Origin of the sequence: Vallitalea longa, from assembly GCF_027923465.1 — a bacterium.
Classification (GTDB): domain Bacteria; phylum Bacillota; class Clostridia; order Lachnospirales; family Vallitaleaceae; genus Vallitalea; species Vallitalea longa.
Window position 1 is genome coordinate 114,843 of the sequence record NZ_BRLB01000003.1, and the last position, 21,220, is coordinate 136,062.

A 21,220-nucleotide genomic window follows, 5' to 3' on the forward strand; every position below is an offset into this window, starting at 1 on the left:
TGAATGGTAAGTGATACATTAATAGATGTATTAGTATATTTAAGGTGAATTAATCAATATTACCCAGACTAATCTATAAAGACATTTATCAAAAGTTAATAATATTCCATAAATAAAAACAATGATGTTCTACGGACAAAATTTATATTACAACAATCTATAAAACAGTAGAAAGTGAGGTGACTATCTCTCAATGACTTACGAACAAATACTAAAAAGAATGCTAAACAAAATACCAAACGACATCGATAAAAGAGAAGGTTCCATTATATACAATGCCATTGCTCCCGCTGCCTTCGAATTAGCCCAGATGTATGTCCAATTAGAATATTTTGATAGCATATCATACGCAGATAAAGCTACTGGAAAATATCTAACATACAGATGTGGTGAACGAGGAATAAACAGAAAAGATGCAACTAAAGCAATAAGAAAAGGTGTATTTAATACTGAAATACCTCTTAACAGCAGATTTGGTATAGAAAACACTACTTACATAGTGATAGAGAAGATTAAGGATAAAGAGTACAAATTACAATGTGAACAAGTTGGAACTATAGGTAACACTTATGCAGGAACATTACTTCCTATAGATTACATAAAAGGACTAGAAAGTGCTGTATTATCAGACATATTAATTCCCGGAGAAGACATTGAAGATGATGAGAGTCTAAGAAAAAGATACTTTGATTCCCTACAAAGTGAATCTTTCGGAGGAAATGTAGCTGATTATAAAAGCAAGACAAAAAAATTAGATGGTGTCGGTGGTGTAAAAGTATATCCAGCTTGGAATGGAGGAGGAACAGTTAAGATTGTTATAATAGACAGTTCCCTTAATAAACCCAATTCCAGTCTAGTGGACAAAGTTCAAACAGACATGGATCCAGTTAAAAATAAGGGCAATGGTGAAGGAATAGCTCCTATCGGACATATTGTAACAGTAGAAGGTGTGGACGAGACTCCAATAACCATTAAGTGCAATCTGACTCTTTTACCAAACTATACTATCAATGATGTAAAATTCCAATTAGAAGAAGTTATAAATGAATACTTCAATGATCTAAAAAAGACATGGGATGATAAGGATAATATAATTGTCCGAATAGCTCATATAGAAACTAGGATATTAGAAATAAAAGAAGTAATTGATATTAATGATACCAAACTTAACGATAAAGCTAAAAATCTAATATTAGAGCCAAATTGCATACCAGAGTTTGATGAAATAATAGGGGTGATATCTAATGACTAACATAAAATCCTATTGGATAGACCAGTTACAGAATATAAGAGAATATCAGGCTATAGCATCCATTGAGGATAAAGAACTCACAGATATAAAAGAACATTTAGATAACCTTATTGATGACCAATTCATCAAAACAGCAACTGAAAAAGGTATCCTAAGACGTGAAAAAATACTCGGTATAGCACCTTATGCAGATCATAGTCTTGAAAGCAGACGTTTCAGAACATTAAGCAGATGGAACAATAAATTACCATATACATTAAAAGCTCTAAAAGAAAAGCTAGATGAATTATGTGGTAAAAACAACTACATCTTTGATTTGCAAAACAATGATTTTATTTTCAAACTTGTAGTTCATCTAGGACTATATGGATCATTGGATGAATTACAGTTGATGTTAAAAAAGGTATTACCCTGCAACCTAGTACTGGATTTAGATAATGTTCTATACGAGAAGAAAGAGAGTGGAATATATTCAGGAAGTTCAATATCCAGTGGAACTCATTATGTTCTTACCTCTGATATTAATGATACATATGATCTGGATGGAGATTCTTATACTGCATCTGCAATGGTCGATTCAGCAGCCTATCAGTTAACCAATGATATCAATGAAGTAATGAATTCAACAGCAACAGTAAGGAATGCAAGTGTTCCAATAACCGGAACACAAATAAAAATTACATAAGAAAGGCGGTATATATATGGCAAGTTTCAAGCCAACTATAATTACTAAAAAAGGTCATGCACTAATGGCAAAAATTGTGGCTGGAAAAGCTACACCCAAGTTCACTAAGATAAGTGTATCAGACCATGAATATTCTAGTTCAACTAATTTTGAATCTGTAACCAATTTGTCAAGTATTAAGCAGACAACTCTCGTTTCATCAGTATCAAAAATTAATAGTGCAGCAGTAAAAGTTAGTGGAGCATTAAGTAATGCTGAATTGTCAACTGGTTATTATTTAAGAACCATAGGACTATATGCAACTGATCCAACAGAAGGTGAAATATTATATTCAATAACCACTGCAACTAAACCTGACTGGATACCACCTAACAATGGTGTCAGCGCATCTAGCATAATGATAGACCTAATCACAGTTGTATCCAATGCCTCAAATGTAAGTATTGACGTAGACCCTAATGCTACAGCAACGGTGGCACAGATAAATGAGTTGAAGGATGAGATGGATAAGAATAAGACTGTTCCTTTTTCGACAGAAGGTAAGTCGGTGACGTCGTATCAAGGGGGGACTAAAGGGTTATTTTATCCTGAGGTTAAAGGGGTAAAACCCATTTATCAATCTATGGAAAATGGAAATTTTTCAGATGGTATCAATGGGTGGAATGCTTCTTTTAGTACATTAGCATTAAATGGAAAAGTTTTAAGTGTTAGTGGTAATGGCACTAGTAACAGAATAAGAACTTATAAGCTTATGCCCTTTAAATCAAATAGTAAATATTTTATTTATGTTAGAGTTAGAATGTTAGATGATAATGCTACAAGTCTACAAGGATATACATCAGGTGCAGAAACTTTACATTTACCTTCAATTGTTAATCCAGAAAAAGATAAATGGTATGAACTGAATGGTATTGTTACTACAGGAACAGGAACAACTTCAGGTAATTTTTTAATGATGTTTAACTATGATGATGCTCAAGCAGCTAATGGTAAAACTATGCAAGTAGATGGAAATACTGGTTTAGTTGTAATTAACATGACTCAAAATGGAATACAAGATTATACAGAAGAACAAATGCTAAAGATTGTTCGTAGAGGATATTGGGAAGGATTAAAAACTCCTGTCCTAAGTTTCGATTTAGTGAGTAGAGGCAAGAACATTTGTCCATCATTTGAAAAATGGAAAATTGATAATGCTACTTTGAATGGTAATCAAGTGGAATTAAATCAAACTACAAGTAAAATTACTTCACCATTTATAGCACTTAATAAAAAATTTCAAGCTTATGCTATATTTACACCTAATATTAGATATATGGCAAATTGTGTTTATTATTCTAGTGATTTCAAAAAAATAGGTTGTAATGGCGAAGCACAATTAACATCAGGAAATGTGCAAAAATTTTTATATTCAATGGGTACTAAAGCTATGGAAGTAAATGCTAAATATATTAAGATTATAATTCAACGAGATCCTAATTACGCAACTAAGAATTATTCAATTAAAGATTTAGTAATTGTAATAGATAATACAACTCCTATTAAATATATAAAATATAATAGTACAAAAACAGGGTTTAGCGTGCCAAGACCGCTTATAAAAATTGATAATGTTAAAGATGAAATACTAGATAATGGAGATTTGGTTTATAGAAATAGTGGTAAAATTGTTTTAGATGGTAGTCAAAATGTAAGGTATGCAAGTAAGACGCCTGATGGACATCAAGTAGAAATCAGCGTAAATAACGCCTTGCCATCAGCAGGAACAGGTGTTCAGACTGCTATTTTAAATAATTATTCATATAAATGGGGAACGATATCTAATAATGTTGGACGAAATTTTAATATGTATGTTGGTGATTTATGGCTCAATTTAGTATCTGATGATACACCTTGGAGTGATACACATATTCCTTCAACTAGCGAGCTAAAATTATATTTTAAATCTTTATTTGATAGTGGAAATCCTTTAATCGTATATTATCAACTTGCAGAACCAGAAATAATCCACCACGGCGAACAAGGCTACCAAGCCCCATCCCCTCTCCCAGCCTACCAAAATGGAGATTTACTCGTGATACCTAAACATCATAAAAAATATCTAATTAAGAATGGTGTCACAATAACCCTCGACGAAGAAATCTGCGACCTAGACTACGCCCGAACCGAAATAAACGGAAAAGTAGTTGACCTAGATTGCACACTAGAATCCGATGGAAAAACAGTCACAATCCCAGAAACAACCGGCTGGGTAGACATAAAAGGAACAGTCCCTTCCAAAAACTGTCTTAACCCCGAAATTTGTGCAGATATGCCAGCTAACCTAGGAACAATAACCAGTGCCAATACTACAAGTATAGCAAACCTACAACAGAAATATGACAAGCATGAAAATATCCAAGATCTTATCAACTTAGAAATGGATTACAGATTAACCATATTAGAAAACAAATAGGAGGAAGCAATAATGAACATTGAATTTAATAGAGTAACAGCAATCAAGAGAGCCTTTGATGGAGGTAAGAAAACTAGAGAAGAACTAGCGAAAATAACACTTGACTATTGTCTATTTAACGCTATAACCGAAGAAGATAAAGAAGAATTACTTGCTTACATGCAATCAGAAGATAATACAGAAGAAGTATAAGACTAGCAGAAAGAGGTTGTAGAATGCCCGATATAGTAACGCAAAAAGAATTCTATGAAACAATGCAAAAAGTAAGCACAGAAATTAATGATCTTACAATAGAAATGGCGGAAACCAAAACACTAATAAGAGATTATAACGGACTTAGAGAAACCATAAATGACGTAGGCAACAGAGTTCAGAAATTAGAAAACAATACAAACAACAAAAAAGAATACAGGCAGTATCTAGGATGGCTAATAGGGTTAATCAGTACCTTGTTGGCCATTGCTGCTTATATCCGGTAAAGGGTGATTAGATGTTTATATATCCAACAAAAAGTAGAAGAGTTACCAGTAGATATGGTGTAAGAGGTTCAGGCTTCCATAATGGAGTGGATTTTGGAGCTGTAAAAGTTGGTGTGGAAGGTGATGCCATATATGCCTCAGCAGATGGAAAAGTTGTAATTTCAAAAGTAAATGGTGGTGGAGTGAATAAAGGATATGGTTATTATGTAATCATACAACATGATAATGGTTACTGTAGTCTGTATGCACACTTACAAAAACTAGAATTGAAGGCAGGTAAAACTGTCAAACAGGGAGAAATCATAGGTCATATGGGAAACACAGGTAATAGTACAGGAGTACACCTTCATTTTGAAATAAGAAAATCCAATTATGATAACAGATTCTTCTATAAAAACTCTAATGGACAATTTATCAGTAGCATAGACCCACTACCATTATTACAAGAAAAAACAACTGGTGAACATACAGAAATACCTTCGTGGTACTTAGACGGTTTCAATGGATTAGTTTCCAAAGACATAATTCAAAGCCCAGAATATTGGAAAGACAAGTTATCACAACCAATAAAAGCAGGAGAGGTATTTGCTGTTATCAACAAAGCAATGACAAGGAGAGATAATAAATGAATTGGGAATCCATTATTAGTTTTATAAAACCAGAATTATTTATTCTTATCATATTTTTATATTGTCTAGGGCTTTTCCTTAAGAAAATACCGATATTTAGAGCAGAATGGCTGATACCTATTATAATACTTGGTGTAAGCCTATTTATTACAATAATTTATATGGCTGTAGTGACAGTAGGGGAATTTACAGGGGAAGTGCTTGTTACAGGTATTATACAATCAGTTATTATTGCAGCATCAGCTGTATTTGCCAATGAAATAATTAATCAGATTACTTACAAAAGACATTTTGATAGATAGTATAGTTATAGGATAAATTAATTGACTCAGTGATAAGCTGATGACTTATTATGTGTGACAAGCCTATATTGTGTCTATAGGCTTGTCAACTACTCTAATTGAATATTACAGGTGTATACTTTACCACTCCCTATAAACCCAATATGATAAATACATCATGAGGCTACTAGGGGTGAATATATTGTATAAGATTTTATTGAGAGAAATTAGAGAGTCGAGGAATATAAGTCAATCAAAACTTTCAAGACTAACGGATATTCCCCAACCTACAATCTCATGTATGGAAAATAGGACTTTAGTTTGTGACCTTGATAGACTTGATAGGATAGCAAAAGCTTTAGGAGTTAGTATAAAAGATCTATTTGTTGAATTATGAAGCGGATGTATTGTCTGATAACTATTAGTATGGTAATAGAACATAGACTGTGGAAGAATAAAAGTCTCATATTCAGAAACCCATGGAGCATTAGCCATGTTATAATATATATACATAACAGCTGTTAATATTATTAAAGAGTTTATTTTATAAATAATTAATTATTTATTGGTGTATATCATAAGATTATAAACTAACACATCATAACTGGAATTAATATACATATGTAAATAATGCAATAGACTTATTCGAATTAATATATATATATGAGGATTAAGTATATCAATAAAATATCTGCTGATTTGAAAATAGACAGGGGAGGTTCCAATGCAGAACAAGGATTCATTAGATGAGGAAATAATCATGAAAGCTCTTTCTAGATTATCTAGAGACCAGTTATTTCAATTATATAGTATAATTATAGGAATGATTACTTATAACAAAAATAAATAATACTAATTGATAGGTAATGTATTTAGAAAAATCACTGAATCTCAATAACGGATTTGGTGATTTTTTTGCATATAGTATTTCTAATAACTCAACTCTCCCACTTCAATATTCTATGTAGATAAGCTAATTAAAAGGTTCTGCAGAATAAAAATATAGGTGTTTCTTCTATCTTTTTTATTCTGCAAACCAACCTATAACCCTTTATTTACCTGCATTAAATTAAAGGTGGGAAAGTTGAGTAATAATTTATTTTGATTGAATAATATTGAAAAAAATAATCCATACTACAATTAACAGTTAAAGGAATATTCAACAATATATAAAAGAACTAAAAATTGTTATTAGACATTAATATTATTGAAACGTATCGAATAAATATGACTATCCTTATTTAAATGTGCTTAAAATAATAATGACGATTAAGGCAAAATATAACAAGTAAAATGATTTTTTAATAAAAAATATATACAAAACATAAAAAAATACTTGCATTATTCAAAATGAGATGTTATTATACTATCAAGCTTTAAAATTTTTTTTGGCTAACAGTTTAAACGTTTCGAAGAAAACATACAATGATATTAAAAGGAGGAAACAATAATGAGTAAAAAATTTTTAGTAGGAGTCCTAAGTTTGTTATTAACTGTATCACTTTTTTCAGGATGTGGTAAAAAAGATGAAAAGACTCCAGACGAAAATGGCTCAAATAATGAAGGTGTAGCAGGTGAAAAAGTTACATTAAATATATGGGGTATGGGTGAAGAAGCAAAGTTATTATCAAAAATCGAACCTGATTTTGAGAAAGCTAATCCTGATATCGATATGGTAGTTCAAGCTATACCTTGGGACCAAGCTCATGATAAGTTATTAATGGCTGTTGCTTCACAAAAAGGTCCAGATGTAATCCAATTAGGTACAACTTGGATTCCAGAATTTGCAGAAGCAGAGGTATTAAAAGATCTAACACCTTATATTGATGAATATCCTAATCTTGACCCTAAGAACTACTTTGAGAGTTCAGTAGGTACTACTAATTTTGATGGAAAATACATCGGTGTTCCTTGGTATGTTGATACTCGTGCATTATTCTACAGAACAGATTTATTAGAAGAAGTAGGATATCCAGAAGGACCAAGCACATGGGATGAATTAAAAGACGCTTCAACTAAATTAGCAGCTAGAGGCGATGGACAATATGGTATAAGTTTTGACCTAAAAGACCAAGTGTTCTCAATTCCTTACGGATGGCAAAATGGTTCAGAAATAATTAAAGATGGTAAACCATTATTCAATGAACCTGAATATGTTGATGCAGTTAAATACTTAGATAGTTTCTTCAAAGAAGAATTATCACCAGTGCAAGATGATATGGATGCAATTCAAGCATTCAAGAATGGTTCAAGACCTATGTTTGTTAGTGGACCTTGGATGATTAATATAATTAAAGACCAAGCTGCAGATATAGATGGTAAATGGGCAGTACGTACTGTTCCAGCAAAAGAGAACAATTTATCTTCTGTAGGTGGTTCTAACCTTGTAGTGTTCGAATACACTAAGCAAGAAGAAGCAGCATTAAAATTCATCAACTACATGACAGAAGTTGAAACACAAGTTAAATGGTTTGATGTAGCAAAATGTTTACCAGCAAGAACTGAAGCTTGGAATGATGAAGCACTTTCAAGTGATCCATTTTTCAGTGCATTCGGAGAGCAAATGAAAAATTCAAAAATAGCACCATTTATTCCTGAATGGGAAGCAATAGCAATGGAAGTTAGAAAAAGTCTTGAAGAAATTAGTATTGGTGGCGCTGATATTCAAACAGAATTAGATAAGTTAAATAAAACAGTTGAAAAAATGTTAGAAAAGTAATTAATGATAAGTAAGGTATAAGATTTATTTGCTATAAATAAGCCCCAGAAGATTGAGAATAATGTATTCTGAACTTATGGGGCATTTTAATTAGGGAATCAGGTGATTAAGTGAAAAATTTAGTTAGAAATTTAAACAAGTATAAATACCCTTATATATTCCTTGCTCCTGCTATAATAGTACTTTTGATATTTTCCATAGTACCGATCTTCTTATCTGTAGGAATCAGTTTTACAGATATGAACATCAAAGGATTAGCTAATTTCAATAATATTGATTTCATAGGAATCAGTAATTACATTGAACTATTTCAGGACAAAGATTTCACGCAGGCAATATTGAATACGGTATTTTATGTTGTAGTAGGTGTACCATTTGTTGTTCTATTATCACTTACTGCTGCATTATTGATCAATTATGGTACATCCAAGATATTTTCTTTCTTTAGAGTAGTATATTATGCTCCAGCTGTAACTAATATCGTTGCAGTAGCAGTAGTTTGGGGATTTTTATATAATACCAATTATGGTCTTCTAAATACTATACTGAATGGAGTCGGAATAGATGGATTGAGATGGTTGCAAGACCCATTGCTCGCAAAAGTATCATTGGTCATTTTGGCAGTATGGAGAGCAATAGGACTTAATATGCTTATTTTCTTAGCGGCATTAAAAGGTATTCCAAAATCTTATTATGAAGCAGCTAAGATAGATGGTGCTAAGAAATTCCAATGTCTCAGATATATTACGTTACCTCAATTAAGGTTCTCGACTTTCTTTGTAACCATAACAACATTGATTGGTTGGATACAGTTCTTTGAAGAACCAATGATAATGACTGAAGGTGGACCTCTTGGACAGACTAATTCAATGGCATTGTTCATTTACCAAAATGGATTCAAGCAAAGTCAATTCGGTTATGCAGCAGCAGGTTCATTTATACTGTTCTTGATAATTATCATAGTAACCCTTATTCAATTCAGAATGAACAAAGAAAATGTATGGGAATAAAATCTTATGACTGAGGTGAGAAAATGAAAACACGTAAAATTAAATTAGATAAAATTATTGTAATAGTATTACTTACTCTAGGCGGTATTGTGATGTTCACCCCATTTATATGGATGATACTTACTTCATTTAAACATTCTAGTGAAGCTGTACTTATTCCGCCTACATTATTCCCTAATGTTCCAACATTGGACAACTACAAGAAACTATTTGAAGAACTTAATTTCTTGGTTTATTTGAAAAACACTATAATTGTTGTATTATTGTTCTTTATTGGAATGTTGATAAATGCAATGGCAGGATATGCTTTCGGAAAATTCAAGTTCCCAGGTAAAAAAGTATTATTTATATTTGTTCTTGCTACAATGATGATACCGTCACAAGTTACAATGATACCAGTATATCTGATTCTTAATCAGATGGGACTTATAAATACCATGCTGGGTATTGTGCTTCCGGGACTTGTAGTAGCATATAATATTTTCTTATTCAAGCAATTCATGGGAGGTATTCCCAATGAATTAATGGAAGCGGCACGTATTGATGGAGCGGGAGAGTTTTATATATTTTTTAAATTGATTATGCCTATTTCCAAGCCGATATTGGCTGTACAGGGTATATTGACATTCATAGCAGGATGGAACAACTTCTTATGGCCGTTAATAATAGCCAACGACGAGAAATATTATACATTATCAGTAGGATTATCCTTATTAAAAGGACAGAATACTGCCAACTTCGCACTACAAATGGCAGGTGCTTCAATTATGGTAGTACCTATAATGATTATTTTTTGCATATTCCAGAAACACATCATGGAAGGATTTGTTACGTCAGGAATAAAATAGGAGGATGCACATATTGAGATTAAAACAAGAAAATAATCTTATAAGTATTAAAAAAGGATGTACACAATTTACTTTTTTAGATACAGGAGATTTAAGAGAAATAAAAAACAATGAAATAATGATTAATCAAATGATAGGTGATCCTGTCTTTGGTTCATTAAGTAATATATATCTTCGTATACACAATGGTAAGAAGATAAGATTCTATAAATTATTAGGAATTAATTCTGATAGTAAGTTCTTCTACAATAATGAAAGCGTTAAGTGGGAAGGAAAACTAGAAGGAATATCATATAAAATAATATTAACCTTGGTTACCGAGAATACATGGTGTTATAAGATTTCACTAGACGGTAACGGTGAAATGGTGGATGTTGTTTATGGTCAAGATATAAGCATTGCCGATAAAGGTGGAGTATTGGCCAATGAACTTTATATCAGTCAGTATATTGACCATAAGGTATTAGAAGGAAAAGATGGTTATGTTGTATGTTCAAGACAGAACCAAAGACAATCTTGTGGATATCCTTATTTACAATTAGGTACTAAGGATGTAAAAGCTGTAGGATATTCAACTGATGCAACACAATTTTTTGGAAAGTCTTACAAAAGAACTAATAGAGAAGATGCTTTGGAGCATGAATTATCAAATGAAAATTATCAATACGAATTGAGTTATATAGCTCTTCAAACAGAAAAAATGACTCTAGATGCTAACAGGAGTTTTGGTTTCTATGGAGTATTCAATAATAATTATGAAAAAGCCGTTAGTGAAATAGAATTTGATGAAGACAAACAAAAAGCATGGAAATATACAGAAGCAATAGTTAATGAAGATTTTGTACTAATTGAAAAAGTTAAAAAATCAAAGATGATAGGTGAACCTATAACAAGTAATCCTTTTGATGAAGAAGAACTTGATAGATATTTTCCAGACAGGATATTAGAAGAAAAAGCAGAAGGCAAATTACTTTCATTTTTCACTAATGAACATAGGCATGTAGTCATGCAAGATAAAGAAATATTGGAAGAAAGACCGAGTGGACATATAATCACTAATACTGTAGATGAAAATAATATCAATACTGAAATGATTACTTCTACTAATTATATGTATGGAGTTTTCAATTCTCAGCTTGTAGTAGGTAATACATCTCTCAACAAAATGCTTTCTCAAACAAGAGGAACACTTAATATACAGAAGAATTCTGGACAGAGAATTTATATTAAGTTGGAAGGAAAATACCGTATATTGACCTTGCCGGCTGTTTATGAAATAGGGCAGAACTATAGTAAATGGTATTATAAAATAGATGAGGACATATTGATTGTAACAACTTATAGTGCTGCCAATAATCCTGATATCATATTAGAAGTTGAATCTGAGGCAAAAAAATCATACCATATGATTATCACTAATCAATTAGTTATGGGTGAACACGAGTATCAAAACGATTCTTTAGCTGAAATAGATAATGATAGGGTAATACTTAGATTGGATGATAGTAGTCTATCATCAAAAGTTTATCATAATCTTCATTATATAATGAAGTTGACTGGTTCAGAGATGGAAGTTGAAAAGGATAATATATTCTATGAAGATAATAAGGTTAGGAATGGAAGCTTCCTAACATTCAAAATCAAACCTACGTCTTCTATTAAACTTACAATATCAGGTAATTTAGGAAAAAGAGAAGATGTAATACCTGATTATGTATTCGAAGAAGAAAAAAACAAATTTGATGAGTTCTATAAAAGACTTACCTGTGGATTCGAACTTGATATGGAGAATAAAGATAATGATGATCTGACGAAAATCAATGAAATCTTCTGGTGGTATACCCATAATGCAATGGTTCATTATGCTGTACCTCATGGATTAGAACAACCAGGGGGGGCAGCTTGGGGAACAAGAGATATATGTCAGGGACCTGTAGAATATTTTATGGCTACACAGCATTTCGATTTAATTAGAAATATAATCATTGAGATATTTTCACATCAATTCATAGAAAATAAAGAATGGCCTCAATGGTTTATGATAGATGACTACCATATGCAACAGGAAGATTGTCATGGAGATGTTGTTCTATGGCCGTTAAAAGTCGTTGGTGATTATCTGAGGGTGACAGGCGATTACGATATCCTTAACGAACTTATTAAATACAGAAATACAGATGGAAGCATAACCGGTGACGAAGAAACATTGTTGGAACATGTAAAACATGCTGTTGATACTATCAAACAACGTTTTATGTATAATACGACTTTAATATCTTATGCTGGTGGTGATTGGGATGATACTCTTCAGCCTGCTAATGAAGAATTAAAGAAAAAACTAGTAAGTTCATGGACAGTAGCACTTGCTTATCAGGTGATACAGCAACTAGGAGAAGTTCTTCAGCCAGTTGACGGGATTTGGTCAAATGAACTTATAGGACTTGCAGAATCTATGGATAAGGATTTTAATAATTTGTTGATAAAAGATAAAGTTGTTGCAGGTTTCGCATATTTTGAAGAAGAGGATCATATGGAATATATGCTTCACCCAGATGATAATAAGACAGGTATATCATATAGGTTGCTACCAATGACGAGAAGTATAATTTCTGAGTTGGTTACAAAAGAACAAGCTGACACTAATATGAAGCTGATTGACGAGAATCTCAATTGTACTGATGGTGTTAGACTCATGAATCGTCCTGCTAGATATAAAGGCGGAGTCATAGAATATTTCAAGAGAGCTGAGCAAGCATCTAATGTAGGTAGAGAGATAAGTCTTAACTATATACACGCACACATCAGATATATAGAAGCTGTTGCGAAATTAGGACTTGCAGATGAAGCATGGAATGCAATGATGAAAATTAATCCTATCCTTATTGACGAAAAAGTTCCTAACGCTCAGATTAGACAAAGCAACACATATTTCAGTAGTTCTGAAGGTATGTTTAATGATAGATATATATATCAAGATAATTTTGATATGCTTCGTAATGGTGAAATTGGTGTGAAAGGTGGCTGGCGTATATATTCAAGTGGTCCAGGAATATATCTTAATCAGTTGATAAGTCATATATTGGGAATAAGGATTACATCTGATTCAATAATTATTGATCCTGTTCTTAGTGAAGAATTAGATGGGCTTGTATTAAACTATAATTATAAGGATATACCTATAAAATGGATTTATCATATAAAAGGGAATGCAGGAAAAGTTACTAAAGTTATGATTGATGGCAAAGAAATGTATCTTAAACTAATCAATAATAACTACCGTCAAGGTGGAATCAGTATTGACAAAAATACTTTTGAAAATATTTTAAAACAAAAGGGTATTGTCGATATTTATGTTGAATAAGTTTAACCTTTTGGAAAGTTAATCCAATGTGATATAATAAGAAAAAATCTAGGGATAAAGAGAGTGGTGATTGTATGCCTACTATTAAAGACGTCGCAAAATTAGCAGGAGTTTCAATTTCAACTGTATCATATGCTATAAATGGAACAAGAAGTATCAGTGAGGAAACTAAGAAGAAAGTATATGCTGCAGTGAAAGAATTGGATTATAAACCAAACGGTATAGCAAGAAGTTTGAAAATGAAACAAAATCATATGATAGCAGTAGTAGTCAATGAATTTATAGGACCTGTTTATCAACAAATCATTCATGGTGTGACCAAAGCAGCCAAGAAATCGGGGTATGAAGTTATTGCTTCTGAATGTTTCTCTGAAAAAACTGAGATTACGAAAGTTCTATCTCAGAGATTTGTGGACGGAGCAATAATCTTGGCCTCTTATTTAAGCGATAACATGATTAAAGACCTAGCAGGAGATAATTTCCCAATTGTGGTTTTAGATAGAAAAATTAGAAATAAAAATATTACAAGCATACTAATCAATAATGAACTAGGGGCATACGAAGCTATCAAATATTTTTATGAAAAAGGACATAGAAAGATTGGTTTTCTAAGTGGACCAAATAATTCTTATGACAATAATACTCGTTACAAAGGATTCATAAACGCCATGAAAAAATTCAACTTGAACGTAGAAAAAGAATGGTGTCTTACTTCCAATTTTACGGAAGAAGGAGGGTATGAAGTCATCAAGGATTTTGTTAACAATATACCTGATGAACATCTACCTACAGCATTTTTTGTTAGTAATGATGAAATGGCAATAGGTGCTATGCGAGCCTTTCAAGAGTATGGAATAAACATTCCAAAAGATATGTCGATAATAGGTTTTGATGATATAGAATTATGTAAATACGTTACTCCTAATCTAAGTACCATACATAGACCATGTTATGGGCTTGGGACTATGGCAGCAAACAGTCTTATCAGCAAGTTGGAAGGCGAAAAAGTTTCGAACTTAATAAGTCTATCATCAGAACTTGTTATAAGAGAAAGCTGTCAGTAAGATAGCGTATAAGTCAATTTTATGAAAGGTGCAATAATAATGAATAAAGAAGTTAATATAAAAGAATTATTGAAAGAGCTTTCACTATCAGAAAAAATAGGGCAATTACAACAATTAGCTTCAACATTTTTTATAGAAAATTCAAAGGGAGAACTCACAGGACCATTAAAAGACTTAGGAATATCTGAAGATGAGATATGGACAGCCGGTAGTGTCCTAGGAGTTAACAGTGCTGAGGAAGCTTATGAGATTCAAAGTAAATATCTAGAAAAAAGCAACAGCAAGATACCACTTTTATTCATGGCGGATATTATTCATGGTTATCGCACTATTTTCCCTATTCCATTAGCTATAGGATGTTCATGGAATCTTGAAAATGCGGTTCTATGTGGACAAGTATCGGCTAAGGAAGCCTCACTTTCAGGTGTTCATGTGACTTTTTCTCCTATGGTAGATTTGGTAAGAGACCCTAGATGGGGTAGAGTCATGGAATCTACAGGAGAGGACACATACCTAAATGGTGAATTCGGAAAAGCTTTTGTAAAAGGATATCAAGGTGATCTATCATCTCCATATAATATAGCATCATGCGTAAAACATTTTGCTGCTTATGGTGCAGTTGAAGCTGGTAGAGAATATAATACTGTAGATTTATCTGATAGACAATTAAAAGAATACTATCTTCCTTCTTATAAAGAATCTATTGATGAAGGTGCTAAGATGGTTATGACTTCATTTAATACGATTAATGGAATTCCTGCTTCAGGAAACAAGTATCTTATGAGAGATATCTTAAGAGATGACTTTGGTTTTGAGGGTGTTGCCATTTCCGATTGGGGAGCAGTACTGGAATTAATGGTACATGGTGTTGCAGCCGATGATAAGGAAGTTGCATACAAGGCTATTGAAGCTGGAGTAGATATAGAGATGATGACTTCTTGCTATAATAAGGAATTAGAAAAACTTGTTAGAGAAGGAAAAGTAAAAGAAGAATTAATAGATGAAGCCGTACTTCGTATATTAAAGCTGAAAAAAGAACTAGGATTATTCGTAAATGCATATGGTGCTATAGATGAACGAAAAGCAAAAGAAATGTTCTCATGTGATAAACATAGAGAAGCAGTCAAGAAAGTAGCCAGAGAATCTATGGTACTTCTGAAAAATGATGATGTACTACCTTTAAAAGAAAATAAAAGAGTAGCTGTTATAGGTCCAAAAGGTAATAGTATAGACCTTCTTGGAGGTTGGTCATGGCAAGGGAAAAAAGAGAAAATAGCAACTCTAAAAGAAGCTTTGACTAATAGATTAGGAGAGAATCTTGTTTCATATGCAGAAGGTTGTCATATAGATGATAATGATGAATCTGGTTTTACAGAAGCTACAAGAGTTGCAAGTGAATCAGATATAGTTATACTTGCATTAGGTGAAACTTCAGAAATGAGTGGTGAAGGTGGAAGTAGGGCTAATATTGGACTTCCTGGTGTACAAGAAAAACTTGCTGATGAGATATTGAGGCTGAATAAACCTACTGTAGTTGTTCTTTTTAGCGGTCGTCCTCTAGAAATAACCAGTCTGAGTGCAAAAGCGCCAGCTATATTGGAAGCATGGTTCCCTGGCACAGAAGGTAGTACTGCTGTTACAGAAGTCCTATATGGAGATTATAATCCTTCTGGAAGATTGACAATGAGTTTTCCTTATGCAGTAGGGCAGATACCTGTTTATTATAATTACTATAATACCGGAAGACCTAAATTACCTGATGGTGAAGAGACTAGGTATATCTCTCAGTTTATTGATATTCCAAACGAACCTCTATACCCTTTTGGATATGGACTGAGTTATACTAGGTATGAATACACAGATCTAAAACTTAGTTCCAATGAAATGACAAAAGATGAAGAAATAGTAGCATCTGTAAAAGTTAAGAATGTGGGAAAACGAGAAGGAACGGAAACAGTTCAATTATATATTAGAGATTTGGTTGGCAGTACTGTAAGACCGATGAAAGAATTAAAAGGGTTCAAGCAGATAACTCTAGAACCACAAGAAGAAGTAATAGTTAACTTTACCATTACAGAACGAATGCTTAGGTATTATGATATGAATTGTGAATTGGTAAGTGAGCCAGGAGATTTCTATGCAATGATAGGAAGTAGTTCAGAAAATACTCACAAAGTGAAGTTTGAACTAGTATAATGAAGATAATTTAACTTTTCTACATTTACTAGTGAAAGTAAATAAAACAATACAAAAACGTCTAATAATTAAATTGATGATTTAATTATTAGACGTTTTTCTATTTTGTAAGAAAATCCAACTTTTTAAGCATATGATATAGGAGCGTTTTCAGATGCGGTTACTCTGATAGTGTATTCATATTATTGAAGAAAATATCATTTTTAAGTAAGAATAGAGTTTATATGCGATGTTTCATATTGCATTGAAGAAAATTGTTTGATAATATTATATAATATATGTATTTTTATAGAGACATATGATGATAATTTGAAGTATGATAAGGGGGATGCGAAGAGGGTACATAATTATAGACAATAAGATTAGGAGGGCGTTGCAATATATGAAAAAGGCTATTATTTGGTATAGCATATTAACAGTTGCTAGTATAGTGTTGACTGGAGACATTATTTATCTGTTTACACAAAATGGTATAGCTTCTAATTGGGGAGGCTTGATTATTCCAAGTTTTTTGATAGGAATTAATGTGGGTAGAAATAATATCCATGAATACTCTACTAAGTTCATTAAGATATTAGCAGTAGCAGCAGGAGTTTCCCAATTGGTTTTGAACATTATAAAAATGGGTAATTTATTAGTTTTAACAATAATACTTATGCCTATATTTTATTCTTTTGTGTCATACTTGTTCTTGAAATTAGGTATAAAAGCATCTAAAAAAATTAAATTTCAAATAAAAAACAAAAAAATTTATAAGTGGATGATTATTGGGATAATCATGTTATCTGTAATTGTTTATTCTATAAGAGGGATGAACAGTAAAATCCCTTTGGAAGAACAATCATATATTGATACTGTATTATTACAGATCGATGCTGATACTACTAGAGATGATGTTATGGATATATTGGGTAAACCAAGTAAGTCTCTTGGTAATAAAGTTGATTGGAATGTAATTATCAATGGAAAAAGAATAACCATTAGTGTATATTTCTCTCATGGGAATGCAACTAGAATTAATTTTGACGGTGGCGTAGGAAGATTTTATTATGATCAAGATTTATAATGTATCAGTAGTCTTTTTTATTAATGAATCATATGATTTTTGGCTTAATTATGAGAATTATAAATAACAAAAATATTTAGATATTCTTGTCTTAGATGCTATTATCTGATATCATTATGATAATATTATAAATATGTACATATTTAAATTAACTATTATAGGGAGGAACAATATGAAAAAATTTAAGAATTTTATTATGGGATTTATTACAGCAACATTATTACTGGTTAGTGTGATGGGGGTATTCGCTAATGGAGTATTAAAAGATATTACTGCCCAGTTATCATATGAGATAAAAACAAAATTTAACGGTGAAGAAGTCAATTTGACTGATACTGATGGTAATGAGCTGGAACCGATATTATATAATGGAAGAACTTATTTGCCTGTACGTTCATTATGCGAAAAAATAGATATTAATCTGGATTGGGAAAATGAAACCAAGACTATTTTGCTTTCTACAAAATCTTCTGAATTACCTTTAGAAGAACAAATAGTCGCTACTATTAATAGTGATACTGAAATTTATCTTGGAGAAGTTAATTTATATTTGTTAGAGATGAAAAATAACTTGGAAGCAATGTTTGGACCTAATGTTTGGGAACAAAACTTGGAAGATGGACAATCAATAAAAGAGATGGCTGAAAATGATGCATTAGAATCGGCTAGAAATTCTAATGTTGCAGCTATGATAGCTAAGGAAAAGGGAATTAAATTAACTGATAGTGAAATGGCTGTAATAAATGAAACAGCTCAAAATTATATGAGTAACTATAATGAAGAAGCTTCAAAAATAAATGGTATCAATTCATCTACAGTTAAAATAACATTAATAAATCAAAAACTTTTAGAGAAACTATATAGTAAAGAAATGGATAACTATAAAATAGATGAAGAAACTCTTAATACGGCATTAAATCTAAACACTGAATACAAAGGTTATCAAGACAACGGTTATGAATATTATGGCGTCAAAGCGAAAGTAAAACATATATTATTTAGTACTTTAGATGATAATAATAAGAATCTGACTGAGGAACAAAAAGCTGAGGTTGAAAAACAAGCAGAAAAAATCTTAGCCAAAGCTAAGAAAGGTGAAGATTTTGCTGAATTAGCAAAAGAATATTCACAAGATTTTGCTTCAAAAGATAATGGAGGAGAATATACATTTGCAAGAGGTCAAATGGTTCCAGAATTCGAAGAAGCGTCATTTAGTATGAAGCCTGGTGAAATAAAATTGATAGAAACAATGTATGGATATCATATAATCAAATTAGAAGAGATTATTGAAGCAACAAGTGATGATATAGAGAAGGTAAAAGCTAAAGAACAGGCGATTATTGAAATGATAACAAATAATGTTAAAATACAGGAATTCAATAAAAAAATAGAAAAATGGGTATTAGATTATAAAATAGAAATAAATAATGAAATATGGGATAAAGTTGATGTTGTTCAACTGGAAATGTAGTATATAGCATCCATTAGGATGCTCTTTCTTTATCTTATAAGAAAGTCTTACTTTCAAGCATTATGTAGATATATCCATATAAGTTGAGTTAATTAGAAAGCTCTTTATTTTTTAGTCTAGATAGTAAGTTTAATCAATATTTTCAGGAAAAAATTATTATATAAAATTCTTTAATAGATTTTCGAACCTTTTACTATCTCAAGCGTAGTAATATATGTAGACATAATAATACAGGTTGAATGAGGGTGGAAAATTGGATGAAAAAATAATAATAGAAAGATGTAGAAACGGATGCAATGAGTATTTTGAGATATTAATCAAAAAATATGAAAATATGTTATATAAGTATTGTTTTTATCTCACTGGATCGAAAGAAGAAGGAAATGACCTTTTTCAAGAGACATGGTTAAAAGCCTTCACTAAAATTAAAACATATTCGGATGATTATTCATTTAAAAATTGGTTGTTATCTATTGCATCCAACACCTACAAGGACTGGTATCGTAAACAAAAGCGGTGGTCTAAAAAAATAAAAAGTTATTTTAAATCTGATAGAATGGACAAAGAAATGGAATCTATACCCTCTAATCAGAATTTGCCAGAAGAAGAGTATATCACTAAGGACATATCTAATGAATTAAAAGAACTAGTGATAAAGCTAAAAACTCATTACAAAGAAGTCATAATCCTGTATTATTTTGAAGAGAAGTCTATAAAAGAAATAAGTTTCATATTAAGTATTCCAGAAGGAACAGTAAAATCCAGATTGAGCCAAGCTAAAAAAATATTAAAGCAAAGAATGGAGGTGAAACAATGAACCAGAAGACAGTCAAAACAGGAAGAATAGATATAGATATAGAGAAAGAACTAAAAAGTTTAGGGAGACAAGAAATAACTGTACCAAAGGGATTATCACAGACAACATATGAGACAATTAAAGAAAAACATGATGATGTAGATAGGGCTATTCCATGGGTAATGGCATTTATAATAGCATTTAATTTTTTAATAACAGTTGCAGCTATTATAGGTATAGGTTTCGGTCTATCTCTTAATATTTATCAATGGCTCATTGTTTTATCTAGTACTATAGCTGTGAATACAATAATATTAATTGTAACTATAATTTTTAAAGACGATATCATTAAACAAATATCAAGATTAACATAAAAATAGGGAGGTCATTATATGTATGAAAAAAGTAAATTTAAAGTTATATTTTGGGTTATCACTTGTATTATAATAGCAGGTATTACAGGGCTTGGAGTTCTGATGGGCCTTAGCAGTTTAATTACTGAGAGAGATGTTATGCCAATGATGATAATGGGTATATTTTTATTAATTATAGTACTTGTCATAATATTAGCAGGTATAACAGTCTATAAAGATGCTAAGAAGTTACAGCTAGATCCATGGATGTGGATATTAATTGTAATGTATGTGCCTTATTTTATAGGATTAATCATTTATCTTGTAGTTAGAAGTAATGAGAAAAAAAGGGTCAGGTGTGTTCATTGTGGAAACCCAGTAGAATCTGATTATAATATTTGCCCACATTGCGGACACGAACTTGCGAAGGTGTGCAGTAACTGCGGAAAATACGTTAACAAACAATTTAATATATGCCCATATTGTGGTAAAGATTTATAAATAATAAAAATCCATGTAGTCATTATTCGGCTATATGGATTTTTTTAAATCTGG

At 31.6% G+C, this 21,220-nt stretch carries 20 protein-coding genes; all 20 read left to right on the forward strand.

From position 1 onward, the window contains the following. The first annotated feature begins 193 nt into the window (after positions 1-193). The 20 genes from QMG30_RS08490 (at position 194) to QMG30_RS08585 (ending at position 21,166) form a co-directional block, all read left to right on the forward strand. Entirely contained in the window at positions 194-1,252 is a 1,059-nt protein-coding gene (locus QMG30_RS08490) for a baseplate J/gp47 family protein (RefSeq protein ID WP_281814520.1), read from the forward strand. Continuing rightward, on the forward strand, positions 1,245-1,937 hold the full coding sequence (locus tag QMG30_RS08495) for a putative phage tail protein (protein ID WP_281814522.1): 693 nt from the start codon (positions 1,245-1,247) through the stop codon (positions 1,935-1,937). Before QMG30_RS08490 ends, QMG30_RS08495 begins: the two co-directional genes overlap by 8 nt. Positions 1,938-1,953: 16 nt before the next feature. Next, positions 1,954-4,392, forward strand: a complete 2,439-nt coding sequence (locus QMG30_RS08500; RefSeq protein ID WP_281814525.1) for a phage tail-collar fiber domain-containing protein — start codon at positions 1,954-1,956, stop codon at positions 4,390-4,392. A gap of 12 nt (positions 4,393-4,404) precedes the next feature. Beyond that, positions 4,405-4,584 (forward strand): hypothetical protein, encoded by a 180-nt coding sequence (locus QMG30_RS08505; protein ID WP_281814528.1) that lies wholly within the window; start codon positions 4,405-4,407, stop codon positions 4,582-4,584. Between the two features lie 23 nt (positions 4,585-4,607). Further along, a complete protein-coding gene (locus QMG30_RS08510) occupies positions 4,608-4,871 on the forward strand; it encodes a hypothetical protein (protein WP_281814530.1) in 264 nt (87 codons plus the stop codon). Positions 4,872-4,882: 11 nt separating this feature from the next. Next, a complete protein-coding gene (locus QMG30_RS08515) occupies positions 4,883-5,500 on the forward strand; it encodes a M23 family metallopeptidase (protein ID WP_281814532.1) in 618 nt (205 codons plus the stop codon). Then, on the forward strand, positions 5,497-5,802 hold the full coding sequence (locus QMG30_RS08520; protein ID WP_281814535.1) for a phage holin family protein: 306 nt from the start codon (positions 5,497-5,499) through the stop codon (positions 5,800-5,802). The genes QMG30_RS08515 and QMG30_RS08520 overlap by 4 nt, the downstream gene beginning before the upstream one ends. A gap of 181 nt (positions 5,803-5,983) precedes the next feature. Further along, the gene (locus QMG30_RS08525) at positions 5,984-6,178 is read left to right on the forward strand and encodes a helix-turn-helix domain-containing protein (RefSeq protein WP_281814537.1); all 195 of its coding nucleotides are present in this window, start codon (positions 5,984-5,986) and stop codon (positions 6,176-6,178) included. Between the two features lie 327 nt (positions 6,179-6,505). Beyond that, positions 6,506-6,631: a hypothetical protein gene (locus QMG30_RS08530; protein ID WP_281814540.1), complete on the forward strand. Its 126-nt coding sequence runs from the start codon at positions 6,506-6,508 to the stop codon at positions 6,629-6,631. A gap of 600 nt (positions 6,632-7,231) precedes the next feature. Continuing rightward, positions 7,232-8,500 carry a sugar ABC transporter substrate-binding protein gene (locus tag QMG30_RS08535; protein ID WP_281814543.1) on the forward strand — a complete coding sequence of 423 codons (1,269 nt, stop codon included), beginning with the start codon at positions 7,232-7,234 and terminating at the stop codon, positions 8,498-8,500. Between the two features lie 110 nt (positions 8,501-8,610). Further along, entirely contained in the window at positions 8,611-9,510 is a 900-nt protein-coding gene (locus QMG30_RS08540) for a carbohydrate ABC transporter permease (RefSeq protein WP_281814546.1), read from the forward strand. A 23-nt stretch (positions 9,511-9,533) separates the two neighbouring features. Further along, positions 9,534-10,358, forward strand: coding sequence for a carbohydrate ABC transporter permease (locus tag QMG30_RS08545; RefSeq protein ID WP_281814548.1), 825 nt, complete (start codon positions 9,534-9,536; stop codon positions 10,356-10,358). A gap of 13 nt (positions 10,359-10,371) precedes the next feature. Continuing rightward, positions 10,372-13,719 (forward strand): GH36-type glycosyl hydrolase domain-containing protein, encoded by a 3,348-nt coding sequence (locus QMG30_RS08550; protein ID WP_281814550.1) that lies wholly within the window; start codon positions 10,372-10,374, stop codon positions 13,717-13,719. A gap of 74 nt (positions 13,720-13,793) precedes the next feature. Further along, positions 13,794-14,783 carry a LacI family DNA-binding transcriptional regulator gene (locus tag QMG30_RS08555; protein ID WP_281814552.1) on the forward strand — a complete coding sequence of 330 codons (990 nt, stop codon included), beginning with the start codon at positions 13,794-13,796 and terminating at the stop codon, positions 14,781-14,783. Positions 14,784-14,822: 39 nt separating this feature from the next. Next, on the forward strand, positions 14,823-16,979 hold the full coding sequence (locus QMG30_RS08560; protein WP_281814554.1) for a glycoside hydrolase family 3 N-terminal domain-containing protein: 2,157 nt from the start codon (positions 14,823-14,825) through the stop codon (positions 16,977-16,979). A gap of 382 nt (positions 16,980-17,361) precedes the next feature. Further along, positions 17,362-18,045 (forward strand): hypothetical protein, encoded by a 684-nt coding sequence (locus QMG30_RS08565; protein WP_281814557.1) that lies wholly within the window; start codon positions 17,362-17,364, stop codon positions 18,043-18,045. 172 nt (positions 18,046-18,217) lie between these two features. Further along, positions 18,218-19,516 carry a peptidylprolyl isomerase gene (locus QMG30_RS08570; protein ID WP_281814559.1) on the forward strand — a complete coding sequence of 433 codons (1,299 nt, stop codon included), beginning with the start codon at positions 18,218-18,220 and terminating at the stop codon, positions 19,514-19,516. A gap of 253 nt (positions 19,517-19,769) precedes the next feature. Continuing rightward, positions 19,770-20,333 (forward strand): RNA polymerase sigma factor, encoded by a 564-nt coding sequence (locus QMG30_RS08575; protein WP_281814562.1) that lies wholly within the window; start codon positions 19,770-19,772, stop codon positions 20,331-20,333. Further along, complete coding sequence (locus QMG30_RS08580; RefSeq protein ID WP_281814564.1) at positions 20,330-20,686, forward strand: hypothetical protein; 357 nt, start codon at positions 20,330-20,332, stop codon at positions 20,684-20,686. Before QMG30_RS08575 ends, QMG30_RS08580 begins: the two co-directional genes overlap by 4 nt. 18 nt (positions 20,687-20,704) lie before the next feature. After that, positions 20,705-21,166, forward strand: coding sequence for a zinc ribbon domain-containing protein (locus QMG30_RS08585; protein WP_281814567.1), 462 nt, complete (start codon positions 20,705-20,707; stop codon positions 21,164-21,166). The last annotated feature ends 54 nt before the right edge of the window (positions 21,167-21,220 follow it).